Annotated in this window: 17 protein-coding genes, 1 tRNA gene and 1 pseudogene; 13 read left to right on the plus strand and 6 right to left on the minus strand. The window is 50.7% G+C overall.

Translation table 11 applies throughout. From position 1 onward, the window contains the following. Positions 1 to 5: 5 nt before the first annotated feature. Both dhaT and BZK41_RS23630 read right to left on the minus strand, forming a co-directional pair. On the minus strand, positions 6 to 1,169 hold the full coding sequence (gene dhaT, locus BZK41_RS23625; RefSeq protein ID WP_003024734.1) for a 1,3-propanediol dehydrogenase: 1,164 nt from the start codon (positions 1,167 to 1,169) through the stop codon (positions 6 to 8). A gap of 22 nt (positions 1,170 to 1,191) precedes the next feature. Next, positions 1,192 to 1,620: a heme-binding protein gene (locus BZK41_RS23630; protein ID WP_079939788.1), complete on the minus strand. Its 429-nt coding sequence runs from the start codon at positions 1,618 to 1,620 to the stop codon at positions 1,192 to 1,194. A 392-nt stretch (positions 1,621 to 2,012) separates the two neighbouring features. Between BZK41_RS23630 and BZK41_RS23635 the strand changes: the two genes are divergently transcribed. The 11 genes from BZK41_RS23635 (at position 2,013) to BZK41_RS23685 (ending at position 13,532) form a co-directional block, all read left to right on the plus strand. Continuing rightward, entirely contained in the window at positions 2,013 to 3,680 is a 1,668-nt protein-coding gene (locus BZK41_RS23635; protein WP_079939789.1) for a propanediol/glycerol family dehydratase large subunit, read from the plus strand. Between the two features lie 11 nt (positions 3,681 to 3,691). Next, positions 3,692 to 4,276 (plus strand): propanediol/glycerol family dehydratase medium subunit, encoded by a 585-nt coding sequence (locus BZK41_RS23640; RefSeq protein ID WP_079939790.1) that lies wholly within the window; start codon positions 3,692 to 3,694, stop codon positions 4,274 to 4,276. A 2-nt stretch (positions 4,277 to 4,278) separates the two neighbouring features. Further along, positions 4,279 to 4,707, plus strand: coding sequence for a diol dehydratase small subunit (locus tag BZK41_RS23645; protein WP_003024721.1), 429 nt, complete (start codon positions 4,279 to 4,281; stop codon positions 4,705 to 4,707). A 10-nt stretch (positions 4,708 to 4,717) separates the two neighbouring features. Beyond that, positions 4,718 to 6,532 carry a diol dehydratase reactivase subunit alpha gene (locus BZK41_RS23650; RefSeq protein ID WP_079939791.1) on the plus strand — a complete coding sequence of 605 codons (1,815 nt, stop codon included), beginning with the start codon at positions 4,718 to 4,720 and terminating at the stop codon, positions 6,530 to 6,532. 109 nt (positions 6,533 to 6,641) lie between these two features. Next, positions 6,642 to 6,965, plus strand: coding sequence for a DUF1889 family protein (locus BZK41_RS23655; RefSeq protein ID WP_001573898.1), 324 nt, complete (start codon positions 6,642 to 6,644; stop codon positions 6,963 to 6,965). Positions 6,966 to 7,306: 341 nt separating this feature from the next. Continuing rightward, positions 7,307 to 8,545, plus strand: coding sequence for an MFS transporter (locus BZK41_RS23660; RefSeq protein ID WP_139762663.1), 1,239 nt, complete (start codon positions 7,307 to 7,309; stop codon positions 8,543 to 8,545). 131 nt (positions 8,546 to 8,676) lie between these two features. Beyond that, positions 8,677 to 10,098, plus strand: coding sequence for a 3-isopropylmalate dehydratase large subunit (leuC, locus tag BZK41_RS23665; RefSeq protein WP_079939793.1), 1,422 nt, complete (start codon positions 8,677 to 8,679; stop codon positions 10,096 to 10,098). A gap of 1 nt (position 10,099) precedes the next feature. Then, positions 10,100 to 10,726, plus strand: coding sequence for a 3-isopropylmalate dehydratase small subunit (gene leuD / locus BZK41_RS23670; RefSeq protein ID WP_079939794.1), 627 nt, complete (start codon positions 10,100 to 10,102; stop codon positions 10,724 to 10,726). Positions 10,727 to 10,740: 14 nt separating this feature from the next. Further along, positions 10,741 to 11,619 (plus strand): fumarylacetoacetate hydrolase family protein, encoded by an 879-nt coding sequence (locus BZK41_RS23675; RefSeq protein ID WP_079939795.1) that lies wholly within the window; start codon positions 10,741 to 10,743, stop codon positions 11,617 to 11,619. After that, on the plus strand, positions 11,619 to 12,533 hold the full coding sequence (locus BZK41_RS23680) for an alpha/beta hydrolase (protein ID WP_079939796.1): 915 nt from the start codon (positions 11,619 to 11,621) through the stop codon (positions 12,531 to 12,533). Before BZK41_RS23675 ends, BZK41_RS23680 begins: the two co-directional genes overlap by 1 nt. A 33-nt stretch (positions 12,534 to 12,566) precedes the next feature. Further along, positions 12,567 to 13,532 (plus strand): LysR family transcriptional regulator, encoded by a 966-nt coding sequence (locus tag BZK41_RS23685; RefSeq protein WP_079939797.1) that lies wholly within the window; start codon positions 12,567 to 12,569, stop codon positions 13,530 to 13,532. Here BZK41_RS23685 and BZK41_RS23690 read toward each other — a convergent pair. The 3 genes and pseudogenes from BZK41_RS23690 to BZK41_RS23700 all read right to left on the minus strand — a co-directional run bounded on the left by BZK41_RS23690 (position 13,477) and on the right by BZK41_RS23700 (position 14,795). After that, positions 13,477 to 13,750: pseudogene (locus BZK41_RS23690) on the minus strand (cytoplasmic protein). The gene BZK41_RS23685 and the pseudogene BZK41_RS23690 sit on opposite strands and share 56 nt — an antisense overlap. Positions 13,751 to 13,923: 173 nt before the next feature. After that, positions 13,924 to 14,427, minus strand: coding sequence for a YbjP/YqhG family protein (locus tag BZK41_RS23695; protein WP_079939799.1), 504 nt, complete (start codon positions 14,425 to 14,427; stop codon positions 13,924 to 13,926). Between the two features lie 56 nt (positions 14,428 to 14,483). Then, positions 14,484 to 14,795, minus strand: coding sequence for an NlpC/P60 family protein (locus BZK41_RS23700; protein WP_079939800.1), 312 nt, complete (start codon positions 14,793 to 14,795; stop codon positions 14,484 to 14,486). A gap of 243 nt (positions 14,796 to 15,038) precedes the next feature. On the opposite strand from BZK41_RS23700, the gene BZK41_RS23705 reads away from it, so the two are divergent. Continuing rightward, the gene (locus tag BZK41_RS23705) at positions 15,039 to 15,362 is read left to right on the plus strand and encodes a hypothetical protein (protein WP_079939801.1); all 324 of its coding nucleotides are present in this window, start codon (positions 15,039 to 15,041) and stop codon (positions 15,360 to 15,362) included. Positions 15,363 to 15,837: 475 nt separating this feature from the next. Here BZK41_RS23705 and BZK41_RS23710 read toward each other — a convergent pair. Then, positions 15,838 to 15,913, minus strand: a tRNA-Ile gene (locus BZK41_RS23710). Positions 15,914 to 16,038: 125 nt separating this feature from the next. Between BZK41_RS23710 and mug the strand changes: the two genes are divergently transcribed. After that, a complete protein-coding gene (mug, locus tag BZK41_RS23715; protein ID WP_079939802.1) occupies positions 16,039 to 16,545 on the plus strand; it encodes a G/U mismatch-specific DNA glycosylase in 507 nt (168 codons plus the stop codon). Positions 16,546 to 16,558: the final 13 nt, after the last annotated feature.

The following is a 16,558-nucleotide window of genomic DNA, read 5'->3' on the forward strand; positions in this document are numbered from 1 at the left end:
TACTATCAGAATGCCTGACGGAAGATCTCGGCAATTTCTTTCTCGTTCCCTTTGCGCGGGTTAGAGAAGGCGTTGCCGTCCTTCAGCGCCATTTCCGCCATGTACGGGAAATCGGCTTCTTTGACGCCCAGATCGCGCAGATGCTGCGGAATGCCGATGTCAGCGGAGAGACGGGCAATGGCGTGAATGGCCAGTTCGGCGGCATCCATGGTGGAAAGTCCGTCAGTGTTTTCGCCCATAAATTCTGCGATATCGGCAAATTTTTCCGGGTTAGCGATCAGGTTATAGCGCGCCACGTGCGGGAGCAGTACGGCATTTGCCACGCCGTGTGGCATGTCGTACAGACCGCCAAGCTGATGCGCCATTGCGTGAACGTAGCCGAGGTTGGCATTGTTGAAGGCCATACCCGCCAGCAGAGAAGCGTAGGCCATGTTTTCGCGAGCTTTCAGATTGCTGCCCAGCGCTACGGCCTGACGCAAGTTGCGTGCGATCAGGCGAATAGCCTGAATAGCGGCGGCGTCGGTGACCGGGTTGGCATCTTTGGAAATATAGGCTTCCACGGCGTGGGTCAGGGCGTCCATCCCGGTTGCGGCGGTCAGCGGGGCGGGTTTGCCGAGCATCAGCAGCGGATCGTTAATGGAGACCGACGGCAGGTTGCGCCAGCTGACAATCACAAATTTCACTTTAGTTTTGGTATTGGTCAGCACGCAGTGGCGGGTGACTTCGCTGGCGGTACCGGCAGTGGTATTCACGGCAACGATAGGCGGCAGCGGGTTGGTCAGGGTTTCAATCCCGGCATAGCTGTAGAGATCGCCTTCGTGGGTCGCCGCGATGCCGATGCCTTTACCGCAGTCATGCGGGCTACCGCCGCCAACAGTAACGATGATATCGCAATGCTCTTTGCGAAAGACTTCCAGACCGTCGCGCACGTTGGTGTCTTTAGGGTTGGGCTCAACACCGTCAAAAACCACCACATCAATACCGGCCTCACGCAGATGGGCGAGGGTTTTATCTACTGCACCGTCTTTAATGGCCCGCAGACCTTTATCAGTAACCAGCAGCGCTTTTTTACCGCCTAACAGTTTGCAGCGTTCGCCGACAACGGAAATAGCATTGGGGCCAAAGAAGTTCACATTTGGCACCAGGTAATCAAACATACGATAGCTCATAATATACCTTCTTAGATTTAAATTATAATTCAGAGAAACAATTTAGTGCAGTTTCTGCTAATAATTTGTCTTGTTCGACGGTGCCGCCGCTAACGCCAACGGCACCAATTAATTTACCGTTTAATATGACAGGTAAGCCGCCGCCGAAAATAACAATGCGCTGTTGGTTGGTAAGCTGCAAACCATATAGCGAAGCACCAGGTTGTACCGCGTCGGTAATTTCATGGGTACCCTGGCGCAGGCAGCAGGCGGTATACGCTTTATTAAGAGAGATATCACAGCTGGTGACAAACGCATCGTCCATGCGTTGCATTAGCAGCGTATTCCCGCCGTGATCCACCACGGAAAAGACCACCGGAACGTTGATCTCAAGCGCTTTAGCCTCAACGGCCAGCGCCATTTTTTTTGCAGCCGCCAGCGTAATGGTGGCAATTTGTTGGCTCTTATTCACAGTCTCTCCTGAAAATATTGTAGGGCTGAGGTCACGAAACAAATCGCGCAACAGCTATTTTTATCATTGTCTTTACCTTATTTTCTCGCCGCACGTTATTAAGTCAATAGGTCGAAAATTTCAAAGATATTAAATTCACCTTCCCGCTTTTGCGTTTATTGATAATGATCATTTAACCTCGTCACAATTCACGATGGATATTCCTGAATTGCGTTTCAATATGAAACGATGCGTTTTTATTAGGTGCCAAATTGGAACGAAATTAATTTTATTTTTTTATTGTTCTGCTCATTTAGAGTTCGCCCATTGCTGATGAAAGGCGAATGCCGGGTGTTGTGTCCCCGGCAATATGGCCCGGCGTCCCTATTTTTTACCTTTTGAGTCCATAAATCATGAGAAGATCAAAACGATTCGAAGTGCTTGCGAAGCGGCCTGTAAATCAGGATGGGCTGATTGGCGAATGGCCTGAAGAGGGGCTGATCGCCATGGAAAGCCCCTACGATCCAGCGTCGTCGGTGAAGGTGGAAAATGGTCGTATTGTTGAGCTGGACGGTAAGAGCCGCGCCGAGTTCGACATGATCGACCGTTTCATTGCCGACTACGCGATCAACGTGGCCGAGGCTGAGCGCGCCATGCAGCTCGACGCGCTGGAGATCGCCAGAATGCTGGTGGATATCCACGTCAGTCGGGAAGAGATTATTGCCATTACCACCGCCATCACCCCGGCGAAAGCGGTGGAAGTGATGGCGCAAATGAACGTGGTGGAGATGATGATGGCGCTGCAAAAAATGCGCGCCAGACGCACGCCCTCCAACCAGTGCCACGTAACCAACCTGAAAGATAATCCGGTACAGATTGCCGCCGATGCCGCTGAAGCGGGGATCCGCGGCTTTTCCGAGCAGGAAACGACGGTCGGGATCGCCCGCTACGCGCCGTTTAACGCCCTGGCGCTGCTGGTGGGTTCCCAGTGCGGTCGTCCTGGTGTGCTGACGCAATGTTCCGTTGAAGAGGCTACGGAGCTGGAGCTGGGCATGCGTGGGCTAACCAGTTACGCCGAAACGGTGTCGGTGTATGGCACAGAATCGGTGTTTACCGATGGCGATGACACGCCGTGGTCCAAAGCGTTTCTCGCCTCGGCTTATGCGTCGCGTGGCCTGAAGATGCGCTACACCTCCGGCACCGGCTCGGAAGCGCTGATGGGCTATTCCGAAAGTAAATCGATGCTTTATCTGGAGTCTCGCTGCATTTTTATCACTAAAGGCGCGGGCGTACAGGGGCTGCAAAACGGCGCGGTCAGCTGTATCGGCATGACCGGCGCTGTGCCTTCGGGGATCCGCGCGGTGCTGGCGGAAAACCTGATTGCCTCAATGCTCGACCTTGAAGTGGCCTCCGCCAATGACCAGACCTTTTCCCACTCCGATATTCGCCGTACTGCCCGCACCTTGATGCAGATGCTGCCGGGTACCGACTTTATTTTCTCCGGTTACAGCGCGGTACCCAACTACGACAACATGTTTGCCGGATCGAACTTCGACGCTGAAGACTTCGATGATTACAACATTCTGCAACGTGATTTGATGGTTGACGGCGGTCTGCGTCCGGTGACTGAAGAAGAAACCATCGCTATTCGCAATAAGGCCGCACGCGCCATTCAGGCGGTGTTCCGCGAACTGGGTCTGCCGCTGATTAGCGATGAAGAAGTCGAAGCCGCTACTTATGCTCACGGCAGCAAAGATATGCCTGCGCGCAATGTGGTGGAGGATTTAGCCGCCGTGGAAGAGATGATGAAGCGCAATATCACCGGGCTGGATATCGTCGGCGCGTTGAGTTGCAGCGGCTTCGAAGATATCGCCAGCAATATCCTCAACATGCTGAGGCAGCGCGTCACCGGGGATTACCTGCAAACGTCGGCCATTCTGGATCGCCAGTTCGACGTCGTCAGCGCCGTCAACGACATCAATGATTATCAGGGACCTGGTACCGGCTATCGCATCAGTGCCGAACGCTGGGCGGAAATTAAAAATATTGCGGGCGTGGTTCAGCCCAGCTCGATCGAATAAGGCGGAACACTGTGGAATGCACAACTGAACGTAAGCCGGTTTTCACCTTACAGGTGAGCGAAGGCGAGTCGGCTAACGCGGATGAACGCGTGGATGAGGTGGTGATTGGCGTCGGCCCGGCCTTTGATAAGCATCAGCATAAAACCTTGATAGATATGCCGCACAACGCGATTTTGAAAGAGCTGGTTGCTGGCATCGAAGAAGAGGGGTTACATGCGCGGGTCGTGAGGATCCTGCGCACCTCGGATGTTTCTTTTATGGCATGGGATGCGGCAAATCTCAGCGGCTCAGGCATCGGGATTGGTATCCAGTCGAAAGGAACTACGGTGATTCATCAGCGCGATCTGCTGCCGCTAAGTAACCTGGAACTGTTTTCTCAGGCTCCGCTGCTGACGCTGGAAACCTATCGTCAGATTGGTAAAAACGCCGCGCGATATGCACGCAAAGAGTCGCCTTCTCCGGTGCCAGTGGTCAATGACCAGATGGTGCGCCCTAAATTTATGGCCAAGGCCGCGCTGTTTCATATCAAAGAAACCAAACACGTGGTGCAGGATGCTGCGCCCGTCACGTTGCATATTGCACTGGTAAGGGAATGACCATGAACGACAACATCATGACCGCGCAGGATTACCCATTAGCCACTCGCTGCCCGGAGAAAATCCAGACGCCTACAGGTAAGCCGCTAACCGACATTACTCTTGAGAATGTGCTGGCGGGCCGCGTAGGACCGCAGGATGTACGTATTTCTCAGCAAACGCTGGAGTACCAGGCGCAGATTGCCGAACAGATGCAGCGTCATGCCGTGGCGCGCAATTTTCGTCGTGCGGCAGAGCTGATTGCGATCCCGGATGCCCGCATTCTGGAGATCTACAACGCGCTGCGACCGTTTCGTTCTTCGTTCGCCGAGTTGCAGGCCATTGCCGATGAGCTGGAACACACCTGGCATGCCACGGTGAACGCCGGGTTTGTCCGCGAATCGGCAGAGGTATACCAGCAGAGAAATAAGCTGCGTAAAGGTAGCCAGTGACGGAGGCAGCATGCCGTTAATTGCAGGGATTGATATCGGCAACGCCACCACCGAAGTGGCGTTGGCGCAGGATGGCCGGTTTATCGCCAGCGGGATTGTCGCCACGACTGGTATGAAAGGCACGCGGGATAATATCGCCGGGGTGGTGGCCTCCCTGCAGCAGGCACTGGTTAAAACGCCGTGGTCGCTGCAGGACGTGGCGAAAATCTGCATCAACGAGGCCGCACCGGTGATTGGCGATGTGGCGATGGAAACCATCACTGAAACCATCATTACCGAATCAACGATGATTGGCCATAACCCGCAAACGCCCGGCGGCGTTGGTGTGGGTATGGGAACCACCATCGCCGTAGAGAAGCTGGCAGCGTTGAGCGAGGATCGATTTGCTCAGGGCTGGATCCCGTTGGTGGACGAGGAGATGGATTTTCTTGAGGCGGTTTGGTTTATCAATGAAGCGCTGGATCGCGGCATCAACGTAGTGGCGGCCATCCTGAAAAAGGATGATGGCGTGCTGGTGAATAATCGCCTGAATCGGCCAATACCGGTGGTTGATGAAGTCACTCTGCTGGAGAAGGTGCCGGAAGGCGTGCTGGCGGCGGTGGAAGTGGCGGCCCCGGGACAGGTAGTGCGGGTGCTGTCGAATCCTTACGGCATTGCCACCTTCTTTGCCCTGACCCCTGAGGAAACGCAAACTATCGTCCCCATCGCCAGAGCGCTGATTGGTAACCGTTCCGCCGTGGTGCTGAAAACCCCGCAGGGCGATGTGCGATCAAGAGTGATCCCGGCGGGTAAGATCTTTATCCGTGGTGAAAAGCGCGGTGGTGAAGCCGACGTAGCGCAAGGCGCGCAGGCCATTATGCAGGCGATGAGCGCCTGCGCGCCCGTGCATGATATTCGTGGTGAAGCTGGTACGCACGCAGGCGGCATGCTGGAGCGGGTGCGAAAGGTGATGGCCTCGCTGACCGGTCATGACATGAACACGGTGCATATTCAGGATCTGTTGGCGGTCGATACATTTATTCCGCGCAAGGTGCAGGGCGGCATCGCCGGAGAGTGTTCAATGGAGAACGCTGTGGGTATTGCGGCGATGGTGAAAGCCGATCGTTTACAGATGCAGGCCATCGCCAGTGAGCTGAGCGCCCGGTTAAACACTCTGGTTGAGGTTGGCGGCGTGGAGGCCAATATGGCTGTAGCGGGTGCGTTAACAACGCCCGGATGCGCCGCACCACTGGCGATCCTCGACTTAGGCGCAGGATCTACCGATGCCGCCGTCATCAATAGCGACGGCGTAGTGAAAGCGGTACATCTGGCCGGCGCGGGGAATATGGTCAGCCTGTTGATTCAAACTGAGCTGGGCTTAAGCGATGCCTTTCTGGCGGAGGAAATTAAAAAATACCCGCTGGCAAAAGTGGAGAGCCTGTTTAGCATTCGCCATGAGAATGGCGCGGTAGAGTTTTTCCGCGAACCGCTCAGCCCGTCGGTGTTTGCCAAAGTGGTGTATCTGAAAGACGGTGAGCTGATCCCGGTAGATAACCAGACCTCGCTGGAAAAAATCCGTCTGGTGCGCCGACAGGCCAAAGAGAAGGTTTTTGTGACCAACTGCCTGCGCGCGTTACGCCAGGTGTCACCCGGCGGCTCTATTCGCGATATGACGTTTGTGGTGCTGGTGGGCGGTTCTTCGCTGGATTTCGAAATCCCGCAGATGATCACCGACGCGCTGGCGCATTACGGCGTTGTCGCCGGGCAGGGCAATATTCGAGGAACCGAAGGGCCGCGTAATGCGGTGGCAACCGGGCTGGTTTTAGCCGGAGAAGCCAAAAAATAGCGCAGAAAACAGCCGCGCAAGCGTTTAGCTGCGGGGTAAGTCAAATAAAGGCGATGTTCTCTTTGATATCCCGGCGGAGTTGGGTACATAGTATAAACGTGTCTCTCACGTGGTTAATTTTAAGGATAAGAGCATGCCAACAGCAATTGAGAAAGCATTGGATTTTATTGGTGGTATGAACACTTCGGCGTCAGTACCCCATTCAATGGATGAAAGCACCGCTAAGGGAATCTTAAAGTATTTGCATGACTTAGGTGTGCCAGCGAGTCCGGAAGTTGTGATGGCACGGGGTGAGCAAGAGGGATGGAATCCCGAGTTCACGAAAAAAGTGGCCGGATGGGCAGAAAAAGTCGCCTCCGGTAACCGCATCCTTATCAAGAACCCAGAGTATTTTTCAACCTATATGCAGGAGCAGCTCAAAGAGCTAGTGTGAGCTGACTATCGAATCAAACTCTAACGGACGTTTCCATCTCTGGATGGCGGCGTCCAGATGGGGTTGCCAGTGACAGTTTTGGACTGCCGATTCATTTCTTTTCGTCAAATTAATGTCTATATATTTATTGAATAAATATATAGTTCATAACTTACTACGTTGCCATTACCGCGTCATTCTTAGATGATCTACATTTCATAAAACACTTGATTCCATTTTGTCTCTATTAAGAAAAATAAAATGTGAACGCAGTCAATTCTGTAAACGTAAAAGATAAATATTGTATACGCGGATGTTTGTTGGCAAACAGACAGATGGCAATCAGGATCTTTTACGGAACATTGTGTATGAAAAATAATATTGAAGAGACAATAGGTAAGTACTTGCCTATTTTAATGATATTACCTTTGGCGGGGTTGGCAGAGTTGGCGTCTTTATATTCAATCCAGGCTTTATTACCAAAGTTAAGTGAAGTTTATAATATCCCATTGAATCAGGTAGGAATGATTTTGTCTGCTGAGGTGGGGTTTCTGGCATTAGCCATGTTATTTAGCGGCACGTTATCTGACCGTTTTGGGCGAAAGCCAATCATTTTTTATTCGTTGCTGGCAGGCGGTATTTTAACTCTACTGTGCGCAACCGCATCATCATGGCCGATGCTGGTGGTATACCGCGCTTTGCTCGGCATTGCAGTAAGTGGTATTACGGCGGCCGTTACAGTCTATATCAGTGAAGAAGTCTCTCCAGCTTTGGCAGGGATTGTTACTGGATATTTTATTTTCGGCAATTCGCTAGGGAGTATGTCTGGTCGTGTGTTTGCAACTTTAATGATGGAGCACGTATCTATAGATACGATTTTCTTTATCTTCGGTGGTGTTCTGATTGCTATGGCACTCGCGGTGAAGTTGTTTCTCCCGACATCCCGACAGTTTGTTCCTACACCTTCACTACAGCTTGGTGCAGTGTTGAAAGGCGGGTTGGAACATTTTAAGAATATCCGTGTATCATTATGTTTTATCATTGGATTTATTCTTTTCGGCTCTTTTACGTCCATCTTTAATTTTCTGGCGTTTTACCTGCATCGACCGCCTTATGAGCTGAGCTACACCTGGATAGGTTTGATTCCAGTCAGCTTCTCATTAACTTTTTTTCTTGCGCCATATGCTGCCCGTGTCGCGTTGAATATTGGGTCGATGAATGCGCTCAGTATGCTGATCATCTGTATGATGGTCGGTGCATTTCTCACGCTGATCGCCCCCTCTCTGTGGGTTTTCATTTCAGGTATCGTTTTACTGTCAGTCGCATTTTTCTCTGCTCATTCCACCGTATTAGCCTGGGTCAGTTCACGGAGTCCAAAAGCAAAAGGACAGGCGACATCGTTTTATCTGCTTTGCTACTACTCTGGCGGTGCAGTAATGGGGTATTTAAACGGGTATCTTTTCTCCTGGCAGGGATGGAATGCTATTGCGGTATCATGTCTGGTGATGCTGGGGATAGGATTGTTTATCTGCCGGTTTATTTTTGCAAAATATGAGAAACAACCGCAAATCAAAACACAGTCAGTTCAGGAGAGTTTCTGATTATAGACACGAAGTGTGTTTTTATACTTTCCATAATGGAATCATCATTTTTTCATTAATGTGTCACTATAGCTAAAAGCTTAAATTGTGAATATTTGGCTACCCGGATATTCGTTGCTCCAGGAATATATATGTCTGCTAAAACGCTGTATGAGAAATTAGTTGAGTCACATACCATTCGTGAACTTGATAACGAAGGACATGTTTTACTTTATATTGATCGTTCAATACTGAATGAATATACCAGCCCGCAGGCATTTAGCGGGTTAAGAGAACGTGGTCGCACCGTTCGGCACCCCGACACGTTTTTATTGAATATTGACCATGTTAATCCTACCCGGTCGCAACGGGATGTCTTAATGACCGATCCGGGAGGACAGCTACAGGTTGATTACTTTCGGGAAAATGCCGCTGACTTTGGCATCACATTATTTGATGTGCTGGATCCGCGTCAGGGGATTGAACACGTGGTTGCTCATGAACAAGGGCTAGTGATGCCTGGCATGGTGATCGCCGCCGGGGATAGTCACACGACAACCTACGGTGCATTTGGCGCGCTGGGCTTTGGTATCGGGACGTCGGAAATTGAACATCTGCTGGCCACGCAGACGCTGGTTTACCGCAAGCTCAAAACCATGCGCGTAAGCGTTCAGGGGGAGCTACCTTTCGCCTGTTCCGCAAAAGATATTGTTCTTGAATTGCTTGAACGTATTGGCGCTGATGGCGCGACCGGATATGCCATTGAATTTGAGGGGGAGGCCATCAGCGCGTTGAGCGTTGAAGGACGAATGACGCTCTGCAACATGGCGGTAGAAGCGGGGGCGCGTGGTGCCATTATTGCGCCGGATAAAAAGGTTTTTGACTATATCTACGGTAAACCGCAAATGCCTGTAGGTGAACTCTGGCAGCAGGCATTGCTGGAATGGTCACAGTTGAGCAGCGATGCTGATGCGGTATTTGATAAGACGGTGGCGATCAACTGCCATGATCTTGAGCCTAAAGTCACCTGGGGAATCAGTCCGGATCAAACGGGTTCCATCACCGGACGTGTCCCTTTCCCGGAACAGGAAACCAATCCGCTTAAACGCCTGGCGCTTGAGAAGGCCCTTCAATACATGGGATTAACGGCTGGCATGTTGCTGAAAGATATTCGTATCTCACACGCTTTTATTGGTTCATGCACAAATGGCCGCATTGAGGATTTGCGTGCCGTTGCGAAGGTGCTTGAAGGGCGAAAAATTGCCAGCCATGTTCGCGGGATCATTGTGCCCGGTTCAACAATGGTCAGACGCCAGGCGGAAGAAGAAGGACTGGCGAAAATCTTTATTGCTGCCGGTTTTGAATGGCGACAGTCAGGTTGCTCAATGTGCCTTGCGATGAATGAAGATGTGTTGTCGCCCGGCGATCGCTGTGCATCAGGTACGAACCGTAATTTCCCTGGACGACAGGGCGCTGGAGCAAGAACGCATTTGATGAGTCCGGCGATGGTTGCGGCGGCGGCGGTAGCGGGGCATCTGGTCGATGTTCGGTCATTACTTCAGGCAGGGGAATAAGATGGATACGTTTAAGCAAATCAGCGGGCGAATTGCGCCGATGCTGGAACCGAATATCGACACCGATGTGATTATGCCAAAACAGTTCCTGAAAGGGATTGATCGCCAGGGGCTGGATAAAGGAGTGTTTTTCGATCGTCGCTTTATGGCTGGCGGCCAACCAAATCCTGATTTTATTCTGAACATGCCGGGCTGGCAGAGCGCGACATTCCTGCTGGTTGGCCCCAATTTTGGCTGTGGATCGAGTCGCGAGCACGCCGTATGGGGATTAAAACAACTGGGAGTACGGGGGCTGATAGGTAGCACATTTGCAGGCATTTTCGATGATAACTGCCAACGCAACGGGATCCTCACGGTCTCATTAGATGAACCTGCTTTGGCGCGCCTGGCGCAGCTTGCCGCGAGTGCTGATACCAATGCTATCACTGTTTCACTCGATCGTTGCGAAATTACGGCGGCAGAGGAAACGATCCCCTTTGTGATCAGTGAACTCAAACGGGAGATGCTGGTCGCAGGCGAAGAAGCGATAGCCTGGACATTGCAATACTTGCCGGAGATTGAAAATTTTGAGGTTGCGCATTATTCACGGCGGCCATGGTTAAAACGCTCTGCATCCCCGCGCGGTTAAGGAAGAAGACTGCAATGAAACTGGTTCAATATCTTGTGAACGGCGGCAAACGCTACGGCATTATGCAGGAAACCGGAATAATTGATCTCTCGCAGCGGCTTGGCGACAAATATCCCACGTTGAAATCTCTACTATGCGCTAACGCGCTGACGGATGCGGCGTTATGGCGTGATGAGCCGGCGGATTATTACTACCAGGATGTCGCCTTTCTGCCGGTGATTGACGATCCGCAGAAGATCATCTGTGTCGGAATGAATTACGCCGATAAGCGTATTGAGTTTAATGAAACCAACCCGGCTCCAACCCTTTTTGTCCGCTTTGCGGATTCTCAGACCGGGCATAATGGCCCGCTGCTGAAGCCTGAAAATACCAATGAGTTCGACTACGAAGGTGAATTAGCCGTAGTGATTGGGCGGCCATGCTCCCAGGTCAGCGCTGAGGATGCTTTAGATTATGTCGCCGGATACAGCTGCTATATGGATGGTTCAGTGAGGGACTGGCAGCATAGCTGGTTTACGGCTGGAAAAAACTGGCCTTCGACAGGAGCATTCGGTCCGTGTCTGGTGACCACAGACGACATTCCCGATCCCCAGATGCTACGTTTACTGACACGACTAAACGGGCGGGAGGTGCAGAACGAATCTACGGCAAATATGATCCATCCTATCGCTTCACTCATTGCTTATATAAGCACCTTTACTCTGCTTTCCCCTGGCGACACGATCCTCACGGGGTCGCCTGGTGGAGTGGGCAAAAAACGCGTTCCACCGCTGTTTTTACACGATGGTGATGTTATTGAAGTTGAGATTGAACATATTGGAACCCTGCGTAATGTCGTCCGGGATAGCCGTTATTTAACATCATCTGTTAGCTGTCATGACGGGAGAAAGTGATGAGTACACTGATTGAATGCGGCGCTTCTCCGTTTATTCCGGGGTTTGCACTCAAGGATGTTCGTCTGGAAAATGGTCTGACGGTCAGAGTGGCTATCGGAGGCAGCGGTTCACCTTTGGTACTGCTACATGGGCATCCGCAGAATCATACAACATGGCGGAAAGTCGCACCGACATTGGCGCAAAATCATACAGTCATTTTGCCGGATTTGCGTGGCTATGGCGACAGCGATAAACCAATGAGCGATCCGGCGCATCGTACCTATTCAAAGCGCACCATGGCGCAGGATATTGTCATGTTAATGGACGCGCTCGGCTTTTCCCGTTTTGCCTTCGTAGGGCACGATCGTGGCGGACGCGTAGGACACAGGCTCGCGCTGGATTATCCGGATCGTGTGACCTGTTGTACTTTTATCGACATTGCTCCAACCGCGACGATGTACGCCTTAACCGATAAATCCTTTGCTACGCGTTACTTCTGGTGGTTTTTCCTGATTCAACCCTTCCCGTTACCTGAAACGATGATTGCGCGCGATCCGGCATTTTTTCTGCGTAAGCATATTTCGGGTCAGCTAAAAATTGAGGGCGCGACCTCGCAGGAAGCATTCAATGAATACCTGCGCTGTTACCAGAACCCTGAGATGATCCACGCGATCTGTGAGGACTACCGGGCTGCTGCGACGATTGATTTGGACGATGATGCCGCAGATACGTCGGCGCGTATCCGGTGCCCGTTGCAGCTGCTGTGGGGCGGACTGGGAACGGTAGGGCAACTGTATGATGTGGTTGATACCTGGAAAGAAAAGGCGCTAAACGTTCAGGGGGAAGCATTGCCTTGCGGACACTCCCCGCAGGAAGAGTGTCCTGAGTACTTTATCCAGAAACTTCAGTCCTTTTTACATTCAGTGTTATAACTCGGTCATCCTTTGCAACTTCGCACTGATGCTATGAAAACGACGCCTGTAGGAAAAAAACATCGCCAGCCCCTTGAGGGCTGGCCTTCTGTTGAAGATCTTTTCGTTTTTGTCACCGTTGCTCGCAACGGTGGATTTGCCCGGGCAGCGCTGGAGCTGGGGCTATCTCCCTCCTATATCAGCAAACGTATTGCTATCCTTGAAAAATGCCTCAACGCCCGGCTTTTTTTTCGCAATAACAGAGTGATGCGTCTCACACCGGAAGGCGAAAATGCGCTGGGTGGGGCTATGCAGGTCGTCAGTGAAATGGATGGTTTTGTCAGTCGTCTGGATAATCAACGAGGTGTGTTGGCTGGTAATATCACCATCAATTGCTCATTTGGTTTTGGGCATAAATATGTCGCAGAGGCGCTGTCGTCATTTATGATTGCCTATCCTGATATTACGGTAAAACTCACGCTAACGGATCGTGAGGTGGATCTGGTGGAAGAGGGGGTCGATATTGAAATTCGCGTTGGGGATGATATCAACGAATTGTATATCGCACGGCAGTTAGCCACTAATCGACGGATCCTGTGTGCTTCCCCTGAATACCTCGAACGCCACGGCAAGCCAGAGTCTGTTAGTGCGCTTGTGCAGCATGATTGCCTGATGATTCAGGAAAAAAACTCGGCATTTGGCAATTGGATATTAACGGACGGTAAGCAGCAGACACATTGCCGACTAAACGGTTTTCATTCTTCCAACAGTGGCAGTGTGGTGCTTATTTGGGCACTGAAAGGCCATGGCATTACATTGCGGTCGGAATGGGATGTTGCGCAGTATATTGAACGAGGTGAGCTGGTACACGTGTTGCCTCAGTGGTATCAGGAAGCGAATATCTGGGCTGTATATACCCGGCGTTCATCAAGTTCTGATCGTATCAAAACCTGCATTGATTTCCTCACGGAGCATCTTGCGCAATGCTTGCCTGGCGGTAAAGCTTCGGGCGTGTTGTGAGCAGTCGGCGCCAATTGTCGTGGCGCCGGATGCTCTTACTTACGTTTACTGTTAGGTGTTCTTTTTGCCAGCACCCAGTAGCTTTTAGGGCGTTGAGTTGGTGGCGCGGTTTTGTTATCCGCTATCGTGGCGAAGTTATCTTTTACCCCACCACGTGGCCCAACCTTCACATAGATACCTCCATTGTTTCCGGATTTCTCACCTGGTTTTAACGTCATATTTTACCTCCTGATTTTTGGGTGACGATTATCGGAGGTAGAGAGTTTTATTGGTATCGGCTGGACGGCATTGGCTGAAATGCCTAAACGCTGGGGGACGAAAGAAAAGCATAGTGATGGTTAAGGACGGCCGCGAATTGGGATTAATTTAGCGGCCGTCATAATCTCACTATTTAATTTATGGTTGCGGCGTGTTGCTTCGCTTTCTCAATGGCGTGAGTGTCAAATATATACTGTTCGTAATTATCGGTTATATCTTTCACTCTGTATATTTTCCAGCGGCCATCCTCTTTTATCAGGTATACACCGATTTGGTAAGTTTTATTGTTTTCACAACCCAACCAGACGTTAACATACTTTCCGCCAAAATAATCCTTAGCATTACCCACCCTTAAGCGCGGTATCCAATCAGCGGCATAGTCTTGTGCGTATGTATAATAATCAGAACCAACGATTTCCTGCTCATAAATATATGAAATGACGCTCAATTGATTTAATGTCTCTTGAGCAACGTAATCTTTCATCTTTTCGGGATCTGGTTTGATTTTCCCTGTGCTATTAGCATAAACATTTAAATAATACGAGTAAAAATCAGTTACCCGTTTTTCTGCCTGTTCAGGATGCGAACTACATGCTGAAAGTAGAGAGATAATTAAAATCGCAATGAAGGTGCGCATTAGTTCATCCTGTACATTTGGTACGACGGCTTTGCTGAGCGATAACCAGGCCCACCTCAAAAATCCCTCTGTTTAAAGTCTGAATACCAGTCTTGTCCGTCGTAAATTGCCATATGCCCGGAAGCGTTCCCTCCTGTGTAGGGCTGTATCACAACCACGTCACCTGCCATGTGGGATTGCGTTGAGGATATTTTTCTAAACCCTGCCGCCTCCAACATCGGACCGTAGTCTTTTGCATGGTGTGTGTTTATGACATTTATCCCGCCAGTATGAATTGCCCGCCGCACGTATGCGGCGCAGTTGCTTGTCGGGGCTGGCTCGGGTTGAGCTTTCGCGTAGTTGCCTGCACTTCTCGGATCCCATCCCATGATTATTATCCATTCCAGTTAAAATAAATTGTCAATAAATACCCAATTAATTAGGAGGGTTAATCATTTAGTGCCGTAGAACGCGTGACCTGGTGTGTGAGGTTCGCACACTTGACGCTGAGAGCGGGCGGAATCAATTGCGAGGGGATTGCCTAAACGAATTCCGAAAGTAAAAGAGCGCTGGTATGTTTCCGTACATGCCGGGTGCATCATGAAAAAACCTATAAGGAAAAGGGTTTTATCATGAAAAAAATTGCATTTTGTTTTATTGGTGTTTTGATGCTTTCTGGATGTGCTACAAAGCAATATCCACAGGCTCCCGCAATGACAACTGCAGAGGCTGATTCATTTGATTGTAGGGATGTAGGGGTTGAACTGGCAAAAGCGCAGAGCATTAAACGCGAGATAGACACTACCGGCCAGTTTGATGGACGAACGGTGTTAGGTGTGTTGGGGGATTTTGGAGTGGGCAATGGGATGGCCAAGAGTGATGCTTATAAGAAGGTGGATGCCCGCATTCAGCAACTCGAAGCCATTAAACCTCTAAAGTGTAAAGATTCCATGTGAGAAATGCAGCCGGTCAAATGACCGGCTTTTTTGTGCATAGAAAACCCCCAGCGAGGCTGGGGGGGCCGGAAAGCTTTCAGCTTTGGTCCAGTTATTAAAGCCCCTTGCGGTCTGGCAACTGCAAGAGTCAAACAAGAAATCAAAAGGGGGTCCCAATGGGGGACGAAAATCAAAGTAAGGGGCATCATGCGACAAAATGTTTTTGATGCAGGGGTGGAGAAAATTTTATTAGCTATATCAAGGAGTTGCGGGCAATTGACTCCAGATCAACTAAACAACCACTGTATCGTGACAAATTGGATATTGTTTTTGGGGTTAAGTCCGATCATTTTCTATCGCAGCTGCTCGAGAATATCTGCGGGCTGGATACCAATGCGATAACACTGGATCGGGCGTTGCCGTATTACGTGCAGGTTTGCTGGCGGGAGCCTGGAAAATACTAAGGACCTGCGATTTCTCGCAAGTCCTTGAAATTTGGTGGCCCCTGCTGGACTTGAACCAGCGACCAAGCGATTATGAGTCGCCTGCTCTAACCACTGAGCTAAGGGGCCGTGGCGGTGGATTATAAAGTAACTCCGCGTTGCAATCCAGACATAAGCGTACGGATGCTGTTTTTATAAACAATGTATTTTCAGTCCGTTATACTTGTTCCTCTGATGTATTGTTCGGAGTAATTATGGTTAAGGACATACTGGCACCAGGGCTGCGGGTGGTGTTTTGCGGCATCAATCCGGGGTTATCTTCCGCAGGTACAGGATTTCCCTTTGCACACCCCGCTAATCGCTTCTGGAAGGTTATCCATCAGGCGGGATTTACCGATCGTCAGCTAAAACCTGAAGAGGCACAGCATCTGTTGGACTTTCGCTGCGGCGTGACTAAGTTTGTCGACAGACCAACGGTGCAAGCCAATGAAGTGAAGCTACAGGAGATGCGTAACGGTGGTCGTCTGCTCATTGAGAAAATAGAAGAGTATCAGCCAGCCGCACTCGCTATCCTTGGGAAGCAGGCATTTGAGCAGGGGCTTAGCCAGCGTGGGGCGCAGTGGGGAAAACAAACGCTAACCATTGGCGCGACGCAAATATGGGTATTGCCGAATCCCAGCGGGTTAAGCCGGATCACGCTGGATAAACTGGTGGAGGCGTATCGGGAAGTGAATGACGCCCTGGTCAGGCGGGGACTATAAAGAAAAACGCCAC

It is taken from the genome of Citrobacter sp. A316 (assembly GCF_002042945.1).
Lineage (GTDB): Bacteria > Pseudomonadota > Gammaproteobacteria > Enterobacterales > Enterobacteriaceae > Citrobacter > Citrobacter portucalensis.